Annotated in this window: 16 protein-coding genes; 7 read left to right on the forward strand and 9 right to left on the reverse strand. The window is 36.8% G+C overall.

Annotated elements, in window-relative coordinates:
* The first annotated feature begins 4 nt into the window (after window positions 1-4).
* From A8B79_RS12230 to A8B79_RS12250, 5 genes are read left to right on the forward strand one after another with little or no spacing between them, the layout of a single operon-like run.
* Complete coding sequence (locus A8B79_RS12230; protein ID WP_066223167.1) at window positions 5-2,569, forward strand: beta-N-acetylhexosaminidase; 2,565 nt, start codon at window positions 5-7, stop codon at window positions 2,567-2,569.
* The gene (locus A8B79_RS12235; RefSeq protein ID WP_153038434.1) at window positions 2,566-3,330 is read left to right on the forward strand and encodes a 6-phosphogluconolactonase; all 765 of its coding nucleotides are present in this window, start codon (window positions 2,566-2,568) and stop codon (window positions 3,328-3,330) included. The genes A8B79_RS12230 and A8B79_RS12235 overlap by 4 nt, the downstream gene beginning before the upstream one ends.
* Window positions 3,327-4,154, forward strand: coding sequence for a phytanoyl-CoA dioxygenase family protein (locus tag A8B79_RS12240; RefSeq protein WP_066223171.1), 828 nt, complete (start codon window positions 3,327-3,329; stop codon window positions 4,152-4,154). The genes A8B79_RS12235 and A8B79_RS12240 overlap by 4 nt, the downstream gene beginning before the upstream one ends.
* Before the next feature lie 18 nt (window positions 4,155-4,172).
* Entirely contained in the window at window positions 4,173-5,957 is a 1,785-nt protein-coding gene (locus tag A8B79_RS12245; protein WP_066223173.1) for a glycoside hydrolase family 88/105 protein, read from the forward strand.
* Between the two features lie 59 nt (window positions 5,958-6,016).
* Window positions 6,017-7,756: a sodium:solute symporter family protein gene (locus A8B79_RS12250; protein WP_066223175.1), complete on the forward strand. Its 1,740-nt coding sequence runs from the start codon at window positions 6,017-6,019 to the stop codon at window positions 7,754-7,756.
* A 46-nt stretch (window positions 7,757-7,802) separates the two neighbouring features.
* On the opposite strand, the gene A8B79_RS12255 is transcribed toward A8B79_RS12250, so the two are convergent.
* From A8B79_RS12255 to A8B79_RS12295, 9 genes are all read right to left on the reverse strand, one after another.
* Window positions 7,803-8,951: a GntR family transcriptional regulator gene (locus tag A8B79_RS12255; RefSeq protein WP_066223177.1), complete on the reverse strand. Its 1,149-nt coding sequence runs from the start codon at window positions 8,949-8,951 to the stop codon at window positions 7,803-7,805.
* 144 nt (window positions 8,952-9,095) lie between these two features.
* A complete protein-coding gene (locus A8B79_RS12260) occupies window positions 9,096-10,130 on the reverse strand; it encodes a sugar kinase (RefSeq protein WP_066223179.1) in 1,035 nt (344 codons plus the stop codon).
* Between the two features lie 4 nt (window positions 10,131-10,134).
* Complete coding sequence (locus A8B79_RS12265; RefSeq protein ID WP_066223181.1) at window positions 10,135-10,782, reverse strand: bifunctional 4-hydroxy-2-oxoglutarate aldolase/2-dehydro-3-deoxy-phosphogluconate aldolase; 648 nt, start codon at window positions 10,780-10,782, stop codon at window positions 10,135-10,137.
* 7 nt (window positions 10,783-10,789) lie between these two features.
* Window positions 10,790-11,728, reverse strand: coding sequence for a 5-deoxy-glucuronate isomerase (locus A8B79_RS12270; protein WP_066223183.1), 939 nt, complete (start codon window positions 11,726-11,728; stop codon window positions 10,790-10,792).
* A gap of 36 nt (window positions 11,729-11,764) precedes the next feature.
* Window positions 11,765-12,532 carry a 2-dehydro-3-deoxy-D-gluconate 5-dehydrogenase KduD gene (gene kduD / locus A8B79_RS12275; protein ID WP_066223185.1) on the reverse strand — a complete coding sequence of 256 codons (768 nt, stop codon included), beginning with the start codon at window positions 12,530-12,532 and terminating at the stop codon, window positions 11,765-11,767.
* Window positions 12,533-12,534: 2 nt separating this feature from the next.
* Window positions 12,535-13,746, reverse strand: coding sequence for a DUF4861 family protein (locus tag A8B79_RS12280; protein ID WP_066223187.1), 1,212 nt, complete (start codon window positions 13,744-13,746; stop codon window positions 12,535-12,537).
* Window positions 13,747-13,761: 15 nt separating this feature from the next.
* Window positions 13,762-15,057: a TRAP transporter large permease gene (locus tag A8B79_RS12285; protein WP_066223190.1), complete on the reverse strand. Its 1,296-nt coding sequence runs from the start codon at window positions 15,055-15,057 to the stop codon at window positions 13,762-13,764.
* A complete protein-coding gene (locus tag A8B79_RS12290; RefSeq protein ID WP_066223191.1) occupies window positions 15,057-15,578 on the reverse strand; it encodes a TRAP transporter small permease in 522 nt (173 codons plus the stop codon). Before A8B79_RS12290 ends, A8B79_RS12285 begins: the two co-directional genes overlap by 1 nt.
* The gene (locus A8B79_RS12295; RefSeq protein ID WP_066223192.1) at window positions 15,578-16,561 is read right to left on the reverse strand and encodes a TRAP transporter substrate-binding protein; all 984 of its coding nucleotides are present in this window, start codon (window positions 16,559-16,561) and stop codon (window positions 15,578-15,580) included. The genes A8B79_RS12290 and A8B79_RS12295 overlap by 1 nt, the downstream gene beginning before the upstream one ends.
* A gap of 124 nt (window positions 16,562-16,685) precedes the next feature.
* Between A8B79_RS12295 and A8B79_RS12300 the strand changes: the two genes are divergently transcribed.
* Together A8B79_RS12300 and uxuA are read left to right on the forward strand one after the other, a co-directional pair.
* Window positions 16,686-17,492, forward strand: a complete 807-nt coding sequence (locus A8B79_RS12300; RefSeq protein ID WP_066223194.1) for an SDR family oxidoreductase — start codon at window positions 16,686-16,688, stop codon at window positions 17,490-17,492.
* Window position 17,493: 1 nt separating this feature from the next.
* Window positions 17,494-18,699 (forward strand): mannonate dehydratase, encoded by a 1,206-nt coding sequence (gene uxuA / locus A8B79_RS12305; RefSeq protein WP_066223196.1) that lies wholly within the window; start codon window positions 17,494-17,496, stop codon window positions 18,697-18,699.
* Window positions 18,700-18,832: the final 133 nt, after the last annotated feature.

Genomic DNA, 18,832 nt, shown 5'->3' on the forward strand with positions numbered 1-18,832 from the left:
AGCTATGAAAAAAACAGGACTTTATATCACCTTAGTTTTATTTCTTTCGATGTTGATGCAGAATACTTTTGCTCAGCAAAAATTAACGCTAGTTCCTAATCCTCGAGAAATTTCATTTAAAACAGGTTCTTTTGAGCTCAACGAGGAGATATCCATTCAAGTATTTGTTAATGATAGAGAGGAAGAATTATTTCTCATTGAACAAATTCAAAAAGAGTTTTCACAGAGTCTGGGTTTCAATTTGAAGGGTCACAAAACTAACAGACAAATCATAGTTGGAGTAAAGGGAGCAGACAAAGAATTCGATAAAATCCTCAATCGTTTTAGTTATTCATCCTATAATAAACTCGGGAAGGAAGGGTACAGATTAGTTGTTACCACAGATTTGATATTAATTGCCGCAAACTCGGAGAAAGGGACCTTCTATGGCGTTCAAACTTTAAAGCAATTGATAAGAACAGAGCGTTTGAAAAATGAAATACCTGCCCTGGAAATTATAGATTGGCCTGATCTCGAGATCAGAGGGATGATGGACGATATAAGCCGTGGACCTGTTCCAACTAAGGAATATATGTATCAACAGATTGAACGAATGGCTGAGATGAAAGTGAACATGCTTACTTATTATACACAAGATGTAGTGAAGACAGAAAGCCATCCTGCTTTTGCACCTCCGGGAGGAGCTTTGGATATAAAGGAGTGGTCAGAATTAGCCGAATATGCAAAAAAATATCACATAGATCTTGTAGGAAATTTTCAGTCATTTGGACACTTTGATCAAATTTTAAAGCATCCCGAATATGCACATCTGGGTGAAAGTGGAATGTTGTTATCTCCGGCGTTCGAAGAGAGTTATGAGCTACTGGAGGATATCTATACTGAAATGATTCCTGCATTCCATTCTGATTATTTTCATATCAACTCAGATGAAACCTTTGATCTTGGATCAGGAGCATCAAAAGCCATGGTTGATAGTTTAGGAGAATCTGTGGTTTACGCAAATCATATCAAGAGAATTCATAAAATTATAACAAAATTAGGCAAGAAAGTAATGATGTGGGGCGATATCGCTTTAGATCATCCTGAAATTTTGGACATGTTGCCTAAAGACATAATTCTCATTACTTGGGGTTATGATATTTTTGATGATTATGCTCCTCGGATAACCCCTTTTAAAGAAGCAGGTTTCACTCAGCTTGTTTCTACCGGAATCTTAAACTCTTTTAGTACAATACCTGATTTTAATATTGCTTTAGGGAATATTGGCGGATTTATGGCTGAATCAAAAAAACAGGAAGTATGGGGCATGTTAAACACGGTTTGGGATGATGGAGGCTTCGCACTCTTTTCAAAGGATTGGTACGGAGTGGCATATGCTGCTGATCAAAGTTGGAACAGTGCCCCAAATGACGAATCATATGATACAAGATTTAATCGCGCAGTATATGGAAGTACAAATAATGCATTATCTGAAGCAATTCTGAAGCTAAATGAGTTAGCCGGTTTAAAATCTACAGAGAAAATGAACGAAGACATTCTTTGGGATTCAGTGATTCCTGAAAAAGGAAATCAGGTACTTATAAATATTGAGGATTGGGCAAAGGTGCAGAGTATAGTTGAAGAAGCGCAGAGTATTTTACAAACATATGACGCTCACATTTATTCAAGTGATGTTAAATACATACAGCATACTATCGATTTGTATAAGTTTTTAGCAAAAAGCAGACCCGCTGTTGTTGAAGCTTCAAGTTTGTATTCAAAGGCTTTTGAAGAGCAGAGCAATAAAATTGAAGCCAGAAAAAATCTTGTTGAAGCTTTTTCCTTGATCAAGGAATCCTATGATGATCTGGTCACTCTGAAATTAGACTATGAAAACGTTTGGGTGATCGAAAACAGAGTATATGCACTAGACCGAATTACTTCAAAGTTCGATGAACAACTCAAAGCATTTCAGAGTGTTAAAGATTTGTTGTTATCAACGATCTATGATTTTGATAAAGGTCAATTTCTGCCTGCTGCTTCTGAATTGAGAATGGACATCAAAGAGTCTAAAGGATGGTATTTTCAGGGTTGGCTGATGTGTGAAGCATTTCCAAATCTGAATGGCTTTGCTGATCCCAAGACTGATCATTTAGCTGATATGAACGGCATTGAAAGAACTTTCCCAAATGTGACTGAGGAGTTTTATTTCAATGGAGATAAGTATCGGTGGAGAAGAGTAAACACGCCTTACTTTGCAAAAGTTGATCTGGGTGAAATCCACGAAGAAAATAAGAATGTAGTTGGTTATGCTTTTGCCCACATAGATATTGAAGAAGATCGTGAAGTTAGAGCTTTGGTGGGGAGTAGTGATGGAGTAGAAGTTTTCTTGAACGGAAAACAGGTTCATCAAAACTATACGGAAAGAGACTTTAAGCTAGATGAAGATGAATTGATACTACCTTTGAAAAAGGGAAGAAATCATTTGATGATTCGGGTAACAAATAAGGATGGAGAATGGGCTTTTAGTTTTCAATTGCCTGATTCTGAGATGAGAAGCTATAAAAATAGATATAAGATCATAGAATGATGCTAACACACAAAGAATACAAAGCAGAGGATCTGAAAGTATCTGTTTATAAAAACAGGAATGAACTCGGTATAGCAGCAGCTTTTTATGTAGCAAGTAAGATTAATACTGTTTTGAAAAAGAAAGATGAAGTTCGAATGATTTTTGCCGCAGCTGCATCACAAAGAGAATTCCATCAGGAATTATTAAAAATAGATGATATACAATGGGAGAGAGTGGTTGCATTTCAAATGGACGAATATCACACTTTGCCACAATCTGCACCACAAAGGTTTGGTAATTTTTTAAAAGAATCCTTGTATGACCATAAAAATTTCAAAGCTGTCCATTATCTGAGTTCGGATTTACTGGAATACGAAGAATTAATTAAAGAAGCGCCAATTGATATTGTTTGTATGGGGATCGGGGAAAATGGGCATCTTGCTTTTAACGATCCTCCGGTAGCTGATTTTAACGATAGCAAGATTTTGAAAGAGGTTGAGTTAGATAATATTTGCCGTCAGCAGCAAGTAAATGATGGTGAATTTGAAAATATTCAAGCAGTTCCTGAAAAAGCAGTTACTCTTACTATTCCTACATTACTTAATGCAGAATATCTTTCTGTGGTAGTTCCGGGTTTTTCAAAAGCTAAAGCCGTAGAAAAAACTCTTTTTGATCCTATAGAGACAAATTGTCCGTCAACCATTTTAAGAAAACAGATAAACTCACATCTGTTTTTGGATGCAGATTCCAGTAGAAACGTAATCAATAAATTATTATGAATGATAGCATAGACTTACTAAACGAAGAGTATTCGATTACTGATTCGGATATAAATTTTTATAAAAAAAACGGTTTTATTAAGCTTAAAAATGTACTTGATAAAGCTACTCTTGATTATTTTAATAATGAGATTACGAAAGTAGTTACTGAGCAAAATCCTTTATTAAAAAAGCCTATTGAAGAAAGAAATACATTTGAACAGGCTTTTATTCAAATCGGAAATCTTTGGAAGACAAATGCGATAATTAAAGAGTTGGTACTTAGTAAAAGATTAGGAAAAATAGCCTCAGACTTAATGCAGGTTGATGGAGTAAGACTTTATCATGATCAGGCTTTATATAAAGAACCGAGTAAGAAGATCAAAAACATAACTCCATGGCATGCCGATCAATTTTATTGGCCTTTGGATACCGAAAACACAATAACTGCATGGATTCCTTTACAAAAAACAACTCCGGATATGGGACCTTTAGCTTTTAGTATGGAAAGCCATAAGCATGATTTCGGAAGGTCACTGGAAATTAGTGACGAAAGTGAAGCTAAAATTCAAAAATCACTTTCTGAGGCTAATTTAGAGTTAGTGGACGAAGGATTCGATATTGGTGAAATAAGTTTTCATGGCGGTTGGACATTTCACAGAGCAAGTGCAAATACCTCAGATAAAGTACGGGCTGTAATGACCGTAATTTATATGGAGGATGGAGTTAAGGTGAGTGAGTTTACGAATAGTGCTCATCCCTTGGACAGAGATGCTTTTTTACCCGGATTAAACCCCGGAGATGCAGCCGCTACTGATCTGAACCCTTTGATTTTCAAACGATAAAAAAAATATTATAGATTTATGAGTTCCACTTTAAAGTTTCTAGTTGTACTTCAATTGATATTTATGGGGATTTCTTGCCAGGATGTGAAGCAAGAAAAAATGACACCTCAAAAGTATGCAGAACACGTTTCTGAAATTATTGTAAATGGAACAGATTTTCGATTTGAACCTGCACTTCAGGAATTTGAGCAGGATGGAGTTTATTTATTTGATTTTCCTTCCTCAGAAAAAGGAACATATATAGCAAGGTCTGTTATCGAAGTTGAAAAATCTGAAGACAATGATTTTAGTTTATTTCTGGCTGCCAACCAACAAGCCGGAGAACTCGAAATAATTGTTGATGGCAAATCAGTGTATAAGAATTCAAGATCTGAAGATGAATTTCTTAATCATGTGGATTACGGATTGTTTGAATTCCATAATAAGGTGCCTTTAACGGTTGAAGATGGAGTGCATCAACTTATTATAAAATTCGAACCGAAAAATGCAGGAAATAACAGAGTTCAAATTAGCTTTATCCGTTCTGATAACGCACTCTCATATCCCGGACTTAAATTACGTTCTCCTTCAGAGGATGAAGATTTAGAACATTTCGGATATTGGTGGATTGGACCTTTACCAAACAATGGAAATTATACTGAACTTACTGACATCAATAAAACAGCTGATGAATTGGTAACTCAGGAAATAAAAGGCAAAAATGGGTCCACGATTCGTTGGGATATTCCAAAGCTTCATTTAGTTAAAAGTCTTCCGGGATGGCTTACGTATCAAAATTGGCATTATTCAGGAGGAACTTTTCTGGATGCAATGGAGCAGGTTGGGGATCAGTTTTCAGATCTTGATTACAGTAATTATATCGAGCAACATCGTAATTTTCTTGCCGATAATATTGATGAAATTGAGTCCATGAGAAATGATTATGGATTAATTGAAGGACCTTTTGGGCATTATTTCAGAGCATCACTGTTAGATGATATGGGTATGCAAACAGTTCCTTATGCGAACAAACTCATAGCCTCGAATCCGGATAATCGAGATCCTGATAGCTTCGAATATAAGCTTACAAATCGTGTGGTTGATCATATAATGAACAAAGCGTCCAGACTTTCTGATGGAACTTTTGCTCGATTTACACCGGATACTATGTCTGTATGGGCAGATGATCTATTTATGGGATCTATCGTTCTTTTAAAAATGACAGAGCTCACCGGTGATGAAAAATATCTGAACGAGGTCATAAAACAGGTTATTCAGTTCGATAATTATCTATTAAATGAAGAAGACAATCTTTACTGGCATGGATACTTTTCAAAAACAGATGAATATTCATCAACGAAATGGGGCAGAGCTAATGGCTGGACCATGATGACTAAAACTGAGCTATTAAAAGTATTACCTGAAGAGCATCCAAAAAGAGCGGAAATACTTAATATTTTCAAACGTCATGCTGAAGGATTAAAAGCTGTTCAATCACAAGATGGAAGATGGCATCAAGTACTTGATGATCCGGAATCTTATTTGGAAACTTCAGCAACAGCAATGTTTGTAAGAGCTTTTGCCGCCGGAATAAACGAAGGTTGGTTATCTAAGGATGAATTCGAAGAATCAACAATTCAAGGTTGGAACTCACTTACTAAGCAAATGGATGAAAATGGTGATATTATCGGAATAGTCAGAGGAACTCCGATCATGTTTTCTGACGAAGAATATCAAAATTGGGGAACTCGTAAAAACGATCCCAGAGGATTAGGAGCACTACTTTACGCAGCAATTGAAATGGATAGATTATTAACGAAATAAGAAGACTTCTCTTTTTGTTATCACTATCGTTATGACTGATTACAAGTTAATTTAACAATATGGATGGTTACTTTTTAGGTTTAAATACTCTTGACTGGTTGGTAATAGCTGCCTACATCATTTTGATTACGGCAATCGGTCTTTGGGCAAACCGGAGTGTAAAGTCTACCGGTGATTATTTTATGGGAGGACGTAAGTTTGGAAAACTTCTCATGATTGCACAAGCCTTTGGTGCAGGTACAAGAACAGATCAGGCTGTAGCAGTAATTGGAGCTTCTTCGCAGATTGGTTTGGCGGGAATTTGGTATCAATGGCTGTATTTGTTTTCAACACCATTCTTTTGGCTCATCGCACCTATTTACAGAAGATTAAGATATATAACAATTGGTGATTTTTTTGAGCAACGTTATGGAACAGGAATGGGCGCTGCCTATGCATTCGTAGGATTGCTTTGGTTTGCTGTTAACATCGGTGTGGTACTAAAAGGAACGGGAGTCACAATTGAAGCTATTACAGGAGGAATAATTTCAACGGAAGCAGCTGTTATTGGAATGATGTTGTTTTTCGTAGTCTACGGAGCTTTGGGAGGGTTGGTAGCTGCTGCAACAACACAATTAATTCAGGGATTTTTTATTCTATTGCTTTCTTTTCTTTTGATTCCTTTTGCATTGGATTACGTTGGCGGACTTCAAGCCGTACACGAAGCATTGCCTGATGACTGGTTTAATCTGATAGCTAATGAAGAGGTTACACTGTTTTTTATTGTTATGGCGGTGTTAAATGGATTGATTGGAGTGGTCGTACAACCTCATCATATGGCTATAAACGGTTCCGGTAAAACCGAAATAAGTTGCAGGTCGGGATGGACGTACGGAGTGTTTATAAAGCGTTTTGCTACTTTAGGATGGGCATTTACAGGAATATTTATTGCTGTAGTTTTTCCTCAAATTATGGAAGCTGATTCATCTGAACGAGAATTAGCATTTGGTTTAGCAATTGTAGAATTATTACCAAATGGATTTATAGGTTTGATGATAGCTGCAATGGTCGCCGCTGTTGTTTCTGCTTGTAATAATTTTATGGTCAATGGCTCAGCTTTATTCACAAGAAATTTTTATCGTAGATTCTTAAACTCTGATGCTGATGAAGATCATTATCTGAAAGTAGCCAGAATTAGTTCATTTTTTGTGGTTGCAGCCGGAGTTGCAATAGCACTTTATATACCATCTGTAGTTGAAGGTTTGTTCTTGATTTGGAAAATAATGGCTTTTCTTGGGATTGCTTTCTGGATGGCTATTTTTTGGAAAAAGGCGAACAGATATGGTGCTTGGTCCTCAATGATAATTACAGCAATTTTGTCGTTCACAACAGATGCCTTGGGTTGGAGTTTTCCAGAGCAAGTTGCATTATACTTACCAATAGGTTTTGCAACCATGGTTACAGTTAGCTATTTCACAAAAGAAGAAGATAAAGCCATTATAAACCGGTTCTATTCTTTGCTGAATACTCCGGTTGGCCAAGAACACAGACTTGAAGAGGCGGGTATTTCTGCAGCTGATTTCGAGATACCAAATTCAAAACAACGTGAAGAAGAAAGGGAAACTACTAACATCCCACCATTACTAAATAACAAACCGGCATTGGAAACAGGAGAGGGGCTGATGCTTGTAGATCTATTTAGATTAAAAGAGACATTTAGCTTTAAAAATTACAAAGTAGATTTGAAAGGCTTCGGAATTTCCTGGGCAATTGTATCGGGGTATCTGGTTCTTGCATGGATCTTAAGCACCGTAGTCTGAATAATCGAATTCAATAAAACTAAGCAAACCACAAGCACGTCTAATATCAGCCAGTGCCAGTGGTTGATAAATGATCAGTATTATTTGAATCTGAATTGGATTTAGCCCCACAAGATTCTCTTACAATTAAATGTGGCTGTAAAATACTTCTAACTTCGGGCGTTTTCCCTTCAATTATTTCTAATAGCTTATCTATTGCTACAGTGCCAATTTTTTCAATGGGTTGATGAATAGTTGTTAGAGGAACGTTTGCATATTTAGCTTGATCGATATCATCAAACCCAACAATTGCAATATCATCTGGAACAGTATAACCAAGTTCCTGAATTCGTTTGATGAAACCGAGGGCCGAATAGTCATTATACACAAAGAAAGCTTCAGGTTTATCCTCTAAGGCATCAAATGTGTCACCTAATTTATAACCAATTTTGTATCCATCGGTTACTTTTTCAGAAGCAAATTGTAGTGTGAAATTAGCATTAAACTCTAACCCTGCATTTTTTAAAGCTTCTTTATATCCCTGAAAACGAAGCTCACCAAGAGAGTTATTGGTAGGGCTGTTTATATAGCCAATTTTTTTGTATCCCAATTCAATGAGGTGTTGTGTTCCCATTTCAGCACCACCTTTATGATCTGCTCCAACATGCCAGATGTCATCATCAGCTACGTAAGACACCATCACATATGGGAATCCTTCTTCATGCAAGTCCCTTATAATTTGAGGAGCGTGAGGTTCTTTTCTTAAAGTTGCTATAATCATTCCCTTAACGCCTATATTTTTGAAATGATTTATCTGACCTTCTTCTTTTTTTATTTGGCTTGAGCTGTTAGAAAGTAGAATATTATATCCTTTGGAATATGCTGTTTCTTCAACCATATGAGCTATAAGAGAAAAAAATGGATTTTTTAGATCCTGTAACACCAACCCAATGGAATCATGACGGGAAATATTGGATTTACTGACCCTTTTGGCTACAAATGTTCCTTTCCCAACTCTGCTATACAAGTACCCATCATCTATCAGAGTGGATAAAGCACTTTTGATCGTAATTAAGCTTACATCATATTCAGTTGCCAATTCTTTGTGGGAACTAAGCTGTTCACCCACAGCAAGACTTCCTTTTGCTATCTTATCCTTAATATCCTGAATGATTTGAATGTATAAAGGAGTTGAATCTTGAAAATTTATCGGCATCGCAAAGCAATTTCTTAAAATTAAATACATACCCAATATACCTAATAATCCTAATTTTTACTAATTAATGGACTTGGAAATATTGGTTATTTAATCTTATTGAAATTAAAGAAAATAAGCTTCTTAGCTGATAACTTTCGTTGTCTATCTTTCCACTCGACCACTGCCGCCACTGGTCATTAGTTTTTCAACTTCATTTGCGCTAACGAGATTAAAATCTCCGGGTATAGTTTGCTTCAAACATGAGGCTGCAACTGCAAACTCTAATGCTTCTTTTGTATTATTCTTACTGAGTAGACCATAAATAAGTCCACTTGCAAAAGAGTCACCACCTCCAACTCTGTCCACAAGCTGAATATCGTACTGTGAAGATCTGTGAGGATCCATGCAGTCTTTATTATCATGTAGAATAGCACTCCAACCATTTTTTGAAGCGGAATGACTTTCTCTTAACGTAATTGCCACTGTATCAAAATCGTATTTCGATTTCAATTTTTTAGCTAGTTCATAATATCCTTTTTCGTCCAGTTCTGCTGTTTCTACATCAGTTCCATCAGCTTTTAATCCAAGGCTTTTATCAGCGTCTTCTTCATTCGCTATACAAACATCAACGTATTCCATTAATGGGTTCATAACATACTGGGCCTCTTTGGTTGTCCAAAGTTTGCTTCTGAAATTAAGATCACAGCTAACAGTAACTCCCGCATTTTTTGCTGCTTTACAAGCTGATAAAACATTACTCTGTGCCAGCTTTCCCAGAGCAGGAGTAATTCCTGTCCAATGAAACCAGTCCTTGTTTTCAAAAACCTTATTCCAATTTACTTCTTCATTCTCCATTAACATTACAGCTGAATTTGCTCGGTCATAGATTACTTTTGAAGGTCGTTGACTAGCTCCCGTTTCTAAAAAATAAATTCCAAGTCGATCACCACCACGAACGATGTACTCCGTACTAACACCAAATTTTCTAAGTTGATTAACTGCAGATTGCCCTATTTCATGATTAGGTATTTTAGAAACAAAGTGGCATTGTAAACCATAGTTGCTTAATGCTACAGCCACGTTAGCTTCCCCACCACCATAATTAATATCAAGAGTTTGAGATTGAACAAATCGTGAAAATCCGGGAGTGGATAATCTCAACATGATTTCTCCAAATGTGACAACTTGTTTTGACATGATCTTAATTTTTTGCCTGATGAATGCTATCCATCAGTATTTTTGCATTTTCAGTTAGTTTTGAGAAGTTTTTTTCTTCAATAGCTTTTTTATCCATCAATGAACTTCCAACACCTACAGCGAAGGCACCATGTTTGATCCATTCTCCTGCGTTGGTTAAAGAAACTCCACCGGTGGGTATCAAATTCAGATGGGGAAGAGGTGCTTTAACCCCTTTAAAAAACTTCATTCCTAAACTATCAGCAGGAAATACTTTTATTACTTCAGCACCTGCTTCGTATGCGGTTTGAATTTCTGTCGGAGTAAAACATCCTGGGATTGTCGGAATTCCTGATTTCTTGGTAAACGAAATAATTTCCGGTTTAAAAACAGGGCATACTACATACTCTGCACCACTATCAATTGCTTGTTTTGCCTGATTGATATTTGTGACCGATCCTACTCCTGTAAGCACATCTTTACCGAATGAAGTACTGACCTTGTGGATCACTTCAAAAGTATTGGGGGTAGATAAAGTTATTTCAATTGCTGAGACACCACCTTTTAAAAGTGCTTCTGTTAAAGGCAAAGCGTCTTCAGGATCAGAAAGACGAACCACAGCTAATGCAGCTCGTTTTTCAATTTCAAGTATAGTTGGTGATAGATTAATCATCAGCTAATTACCATTCATTATCATATCCGGGACGATTTAAAACCTCAGACCAATCTCTGCGTCCTTCTGTAAATGAGGCCAGACACCAAGTAAACATAAATTCAATTGCGGGAGGAGCAATTGTATCATGATAACCATGAGTAACATTAAGCGCTTCCTCATCAAAAACATGAGTATAAATACCAACATCTTCACCTGGACGTGAACAATTTTGAAGTACATATCCGGTATCGTCAGGAATCGTTGACCTAACACGGAAATGGTAAATTTCTTCTTTAGCATCTGCTCCAAATCCTGAAGGTCCATCAGGTCCGTGGAAGTGTGGAGGATAGCTGCCTACAGCTCCGGGTTGTTTCATAAAAGTATCTCCGAAAAGAAGCCTGCACGCTTGAACATTTGCTCCATCCACTAGTTTAAAAACGGTTCTTACACTCATTGGTCGCTTTGAACCTACTGTTGCGGCAAGTTCAGTTTTTTCTAATTCTTTGTGCTTTATATATTGGATAGGGTAGGAGGTATTACAATCAATAGCTTTAAACTCACTAACATCTGTGTAAGCATCTGATGTGACTTCCGCCGTTTTGTTAATTCCAATATAGACTACATCTCCTGTATCTAACTTTTTAGACTCCCCATCTATCGAAACCGTTGCAGCTCCCCGATTTACATAAAGTATAACTTCTTCATTAGAAGTTTTTACTATCTGAGGGGCATAACCTTCCTTGTTGGGATCAAGAACAATACGAGCTAATCGTAGGAATTTAAATGTGGAGTTTTCACTAGTTATAATTGACTCTCTTTTATTTAAGACAGGAAGGGCATCAAAAGTTTCTACTATTCTAACTTCATCAGATTTCGGGATCTGAACTTTAGAATCACTTCTTCTTTCATTTGGTGATTTCGATTCTCCTGTTCTGTTTGGTCCTATAATTTGTGGATCAACCATTGGTATTATTTATTTTGAATTCAAATTAAATGTGTGTTATCGAGCCATCCAGCCACCATCTACCGTAAGCAAATGACCATTAATATAATTACTCGCCTGTGAAGCCAGAAAAACTACGGCTCCACCAAGGTCGGATGGCATTCCCCATTTCTCAGAGGGTATTCTTTCAGTTATCTGTTTATTACGATCAGAATTATCCTGCAGAGCTTGAGTATTATCTGTTCGGAAATAACCCGGAGCAATTGCGTTTACATTTACTCCATCTTTTGCCCATTCATTGGCTAGGGCTTTTGTTAGTCCTGCAATTCCGTGTTTACTCGAAGTATAGGCAGGAACAGTAATTCCTCCTGAATAAGAAAGCAGGGAGGCTGTATTAATAATTTTACCGCCACCGTTTTCTATCATTTTTGTACCAAAAGCCTGACATAATTGAAAAACAGCAGAAAGATTAACCTGAAGAACCATGTCCCATTCATCAAGTGGATATTTTGTAGCAGGGTGACGCGTGATAGTTCCGGCATTATTGACTAAGATGTCTACGTTCCCAGAAATCTCGGTAACCTTTTCTATAAAATTATTTATCTCATTTCTGTTACTAAGATCTGCCGGTATTTGATCGGCCATTCCTCCATTGGCCTTGATGATAGAAATAGTTTCATCACAACCATTTGGCGATGAACTAGAACAGATAACATGGGCACCGGCTTCTGCCAAAGCAACTGCCATACCCTGTCCTAAACCACGGCTAGCTCCGGTTACTAAAGCAGTTTTATTTTTCAGTGAAAATTGATCTAGAATACTCATGATTATTTTTTTGTGACTTTAAGAGGTGATTGCCATTGTTTGGCAATCTGATTTATATAGGCTTCAAAATCAGTTCCGGCTTCAATTCTAACGCTTTCAGGCTCAAGTTCCCAAGCTGCTAAAAAGCGATAAGAAATATTTGATTCGACATTTTCCATGCTAAATACATAGGTTTCCTGTAATTCACCTTGATATCTAGGATTTAGTTTTTGGGGAATAATTATACCCATTCCTAATGTTTCGTCCAGATCGGTTTGCTTGCCCCAAGTGTAAGCGTATGAATAAGTATCTTTATTCTGAGTTACAATTTCCTGAATAGCAGGATGCATAACTAAACCTGTTGCAAACTCAACATCTTCTAAATCTGTATCTAATCTTAGTTCTGTATACCTGTGATTTGCATGAATTTCCAATTCAAGACTCACATCTGTTTCCTGACTGTCAATTTTCCATTCCGGATATGAAATCTCAAGAATAGATCTTAACGGACCATCAGATATGATCTTCATTGATTTCGTGCCCGTTTCTTCAATCGCATAAAATTTATTGCTTTCAAAAAGGGCAGGGGTTCCAATTCCGAGAGAAGAACTTACTTTAAGAACATCTGCTCCCCAAGCTCTTCTTTCATGATAAGTTTCTGAAATATCATTAAGAGCCAGTTTAGTTGTGCTTTTGCCAAAAATGTCAATTCGATTACGATCATCAAAATACAAACGATAACCTATCAAATTAGACTCCCATCCGGGGCCTTCCAGAAATACTAATCCGTTATCCTGCTTAAAATCAAAAGTCTCAGTGTATTGTTGTACAGACTGAAAATCACTACTTACCTGCATATTTTCAGGGTCTTTTTTATCTCGGACTTTAATAGTGATGTCAGTATTGAATGCAAATTCAGGCTTATTCTGTGTGTCATGAACTGAAATATTAGCTGAAGAATTAGCATCCAAACTTAATTGGAAAAAAAGGGTTTCAGGCTCACCATCCTGATCCAGATCATCTAATTGATATGGAATCTCAGTTCCATTTTGATCTACAAGAACAAAGCTTGTGGGAAAGTCGTCTATACTATATGGAATTGTAACAGAACTATATTCAGTACTGAAATCGTTAAGGTTTTCAATCAGAAATTCCGAATAATTAGTTTTTGTACACGCTAAAAAAGGTGTAATTAACATCATTGAAAAGAAAAATGATTTATTGAAAAATAGCATAATTAATATGTTTGATTAAAAACCGAATAGTCTGGGTAAAAACAGACTTATCTCAGGTACAAATGTGATTAGTAGTAAACTTATAAGCATTACTATAAAAAGAGGTAGCATTGGTTTGATCACCTTTGTTATGGGAACATCAGCTACGGAGCAACCCACAAATAAAACCGTTCCAACGGGAGGTGTACATAAACCTACAGTTAGGTTAAATACTATGATGATTCCAAAATGAACGGGATCAATACCAAGTTCTAAAGCAACAGGTAAAAAAATTGGAGTAAAAATAAGGATGGCGGGAGTGATATCGATAAACGCTCCAATAAAAAGAAGAATTAAATTCATGATCAATAAAATAGCGACGCCACTTTCTACCATAGAAAGCAATCCTTCTGATATAGCTTGTGGTATATTTTCAAAAGAAAGCACCCAAGACATAGCTACAGATGTAGCAATTAACAGCATTACAATCGCTGTTGTTTTAGCTGAGTCTAGTAAGATATCCGGGATCTTCTTTATCGTAATTTCTCTGTAGATAAATGAGAGAACTAAGGCATAAAGAACAGCTACAGCTGCAGCTTCAGTGGCTGTAAAAATCCCGCCAATTATTCCTCCTATTACTACAAAAATTAAAAAAAGACTTGGTATAGCATCAAAAAAGCGGAAAAAGGCAGTTTTAAGAGGTACTCTAACTGCTACTTTATACTTTTTCCGGAATGCGATATATCCAGATGTAAGCATGAGTCCCAAACCAACTATTATTCCCGGTAAATAGCCTGCTAAAAAAAGTGCTGCAATCGATACTCCGCCACTTGCCAAAGAATAGACGATAAGTACGTTACTGGGTGGGATCAGTAAGCCCGTTGTAGATGAAGTTATATTTACGGCAGCGCCAAATTCAGGGTCATAACCTTCTTCTTTCATTTGAGGATCCATAATCCCGCCAATGGCTGATGCGGCCGCTACCGCTGAACCTGAGATCGCTCCAAAAAGCATTGCTGATATGACATTAACATAAGCTAAACCACCTGGTAACATTCCGACCAAAACTTTTGCAAAATCAATGAGCTTCTTAGCGATACCGCCCTGATTCATTAATTGCCCGGCAAGAATAAAGAAAGGAATAGCCAGAAGCGTAAAGCTGTCAAGTCCGGTCGCCATACGCTGAGCCAATGTTGTAATTGCAGGAAGAGAATCAACGCTAAGCAAAATTGTAGCTAATGTTGCCACTCCAATACTAAATGCAATTGGAACCCTGATTGAAAGAAGTAGCACAAAAATCAAAATAAGAATCAATATACTTTCAAATCCCATTATTGATTCTCCTTTTTATCTAATGAGTATGAAGAATGCTTGATTACCTGTATTCTTCTTGTATTATCAATCAAAAAGTGGATACAGTAAAGAATCATTATAAAGCCACTAATTGGAAGAACCGAATAGACATAACCCAATGGGATATTCAGTGCAGCAGAAGTTTGTTCTAAAAAGAGGGTAACGAAAACTAATCTGGATCCGCCAATAATAAGCACACTAATCACAAAAATTAGTATTACAACCTGAGCTAAAGAATCAATAATCAATGATTGCTTTTGACTAAGTTTGTGGGATAGAAGGTCAATAGATAAATGAAGTCTTTTACCGAGCATGTAAGCGCCACCTAATAAACTTACCCAGATCAAAAGAAATCGCGCAAGTTCATCAGTAAATGAACTTGGGTTAGATAAAATAAACCTGCTAAAAATTTGCCAAAGAACATCAACAACAAGTACTCCCATTATAGTTATGAGAATAATTTCCAGAATTCGATTTAGTGTATGTATCAACCTATTCATTAACCTTCCACCTTTTGTATTCTGTCTATTAAGTCCTTTTTTAATGGATCTTGCTTATAAGTTTCATATAAGTCTTTAACTTTTTCCTGGAATTGATACTTCTCAGGATATATAATTTCAACTCCGGCTTCTTTAACTTTTTCTAGGGCAACTGTACTAGCTTTTTTCCATAGTTCTTTCTGGTATTCAGCGGATTCTGATGCAGCATTTTGCAACCATTCTTTTTCTTTACTAGATAATGAATTCCATATATGAGTACTTATGATTAGTACATCAGGTACAGCTGTATGTTCGTCAATGGTATAGTATTTACTGACCTCATAATGTCTGGAAGTATAGAAACTGGGAGGATTATTCTCAGCTCCATCAACAACTCCTTGCTGCAATGCAGTATAAAGTTCACCAAAAGAAATAGGGGTTGGAGATCCGCCTAAAGACCGAACCATGGACATGGCAGTCTGACTTTCCATGACCCTGATCTTTTGTCCTTCAAGATCTGATGGGGAATAAATAGGTTTATCTTTTGTATAGAAACTTCGGCTACCTGCATCATAGAAGCATAGCCCTTGAAACCAAAATCTTGTTCCATCATTTAAAATTTCACTTCCTATTTCACCTTCTAATACATTAAAACGGTGTTGTTCACTGTTAAAGATAAACGGGATACTCAAAACGCTGTAGGATGGCGCAAAATTTTCTAACACACTAGCGGAAACTTTAGTGATGCCAACGCTACCAATTTGTAACAATTCAACTAACTCGCGTTCCGTGCCTAACTGTTGACTAGGGTAGATCTTAATTTTCATCTGTCCTTTAGAGTTCTTTTCCAGAAGTTCACTCATGTAAACCATACTCTTATGAACCGGATGGGATACATCAAGACCGTGACCCAGCTTAATTACTTTAACATCACTAGCGGTATTGCACGCCACAGACGTGAGTAACAGACCAAAAAAAAGGATACCTTTATAAAGGGTTTTCATCGATAGTTTTTGAAACAAAATTATATATACTTATTATACCTAATATGCTTTTATAGAGCAAGCTAAATAGTAGAGTAATTTGCTGAATTACAGAAATTTCTATTAAACAAATGTAAAAAGTATTATGAGTCGCTTTAAGAATAAAGTAGTAATTGTAACAGGAGGCGGAGGTTCGCTTGGTGGAAGCATAGCTGAAAAATTTGTTGAAGAGGGCGCAAAAGTTGTGCTTTTGGGAAGGACATTATCCTCACTTGAAGAACAGGCTGAAAAAATAGATCCTGTGGGAGAATCTGTTTTGTGCATTAGCACAAATGTTTTGGATGAGAACGAGCTTATAGATGCCAAAAATAAGATTTTAGATTCCTTTGGGGATATCGATATCCTGGTTAATGCTGCAGGTGGAAATCGAAAAGGAGCCACTATCAATCCTGAGCAAACCTTTTTTGATCTGTCAGTAAAAGATTTTGAAGGAGTAACACAATTGAATTTAATGGGGACTTTGTTGCCTTGTTACATCTTCGGAAAAGTTTTCGCTGATAAGAAAGAGGGAGTGATTCTAAATCTTTCATCGATGGCAGCAGATAGGGTTATAACCAGAGTAATGGGATATTCTGCATCGAAAGCGGCAGCCGAAAATTTTACTAAATCTCTGGCAATTGAAATGGCTTTAAAATTTGGAGAAGGAATCCGTGTTAATGCTATTGCTCCCGGGTTTTTTATTGGAGAACAGAACCGTTTTCTACTGTTAAATGAAGATGGCTCATATACGGAAAGAGGAGAGACTATTATTGCAAATACCCCAATGAAAAGATTTGGTGAAAAGAACGAAGTTGCCGGCCCGGCACTTTTTCTTTGCAGTGATGAAGCTAAGTTTATTACAGGCACCGTGCTACCTATTGATGGTGGTTTTAGTGCATTTAGCGGAGTTTGAGATGTCAATGATTCAGTCTTGGAGATGGTACGGTCCAAATGATGATGTTACACTTTCAGATATTGAACAGGCCGGAGCTTATGGAGTAGTGCATGCATTACATCATATTCCTGTGGGGCAAGTGTGGACAGTTTTAGAAATTGAAGAACGTCAAAAATTTATCGAATGGGATGCTTCAAAGGGTGTACCCAGAAACTTAAAATGGATTGTTGTTGAAAGCTTGAATGTTCATGAGAGCATAAAAAAGGGTTTAGCTGACAGAGACGAGTTGATAGATAATTATAAGGAATCGCTTAGAAATTTAGCTGCTTGTGGTATACAGGTTGTGTGTTACAACTTTATGCCGGTACTCGATTGGACAAGAACCGATTTGAATTTTAATTATAAAGATGGATCTAAGGCACTTAGATTTGATTCTGTTGCTCTGGCAGCTTTTGACATATTCATTTTGAAAAGGCAGGGTGCTGTAGATGATTACGATTCGGACATAAAAGAAAAAGCTAAATTATACTTTAAGAAGCTTTCTGCTAAAGAATGTGATACACTTGCCAAAAACATACTTCAGGGGGTACCCGGCAGCGGGTCAGTTTTGACTTTGGATGAGTTTAGAAGTTATTTGAAATTGTATGAAGGAATCACAAAAGAAAAGCTTAGAGAAAACCTAAAGTACTTTCTTCAACAAATAATTCCTGTTGCTCAAGAACTTAATATAAAGTTGTGTTGTCATCCTGATGATCCACCGCATTCTATTTTTGGGCTTCCCAGAATTGTTTCAACCGAGGAAGATCTGAATTATTTAGTTGAATCGGTAAAAAGCCCTTCAAACGGGATTACGTTTTGTACCGGCTCACTGGGACCAAATCCGGAGAATGATTTACCAGGAATTGTAAATCGTCTGGGTGAGTATATTCATTTCGTCCATTTAAGAAATATTCAGAGAGAAGAATCAGGAAGCTTTCACGAAGCTGATCATTTGGATGGAAGTGTAGATATGTATAAAGTAATGAGAGCACTTGTTAAGGAATGCGATAAAAGAAAAGAAAATGGCAGGAGCGATTATCGAATACCATTTCGCCCTGATCATGGTCATCAAATGCTTGACGACCTTAACAAAAAAATAAAATTTCACGGATATTCAGCTATCGGCAGGCTTAGGGGATTAGCTGAACTAAGAGGTTTAGAAGAGGGCATTCGCCGAAACAACTAGATCCGTACCTGCTTCCGTTATCCTTGATAACTTTATTTAAGAGCACTATGGAAAGCTGATTGTCTCATGAATAGGCAATCTGCTAGATAGCATTCCTTATATGAATATTTTTTCTGATATCATTCAGTATTTA

The sequence above is a fragment of the Balneola sp. EhC07 genome (genome assembly GCF_001650905.1).
GTDB lineage: Bacteria > Bacteroidota > Rhodothermia > Balneolales > Balneolaceae > Balneola.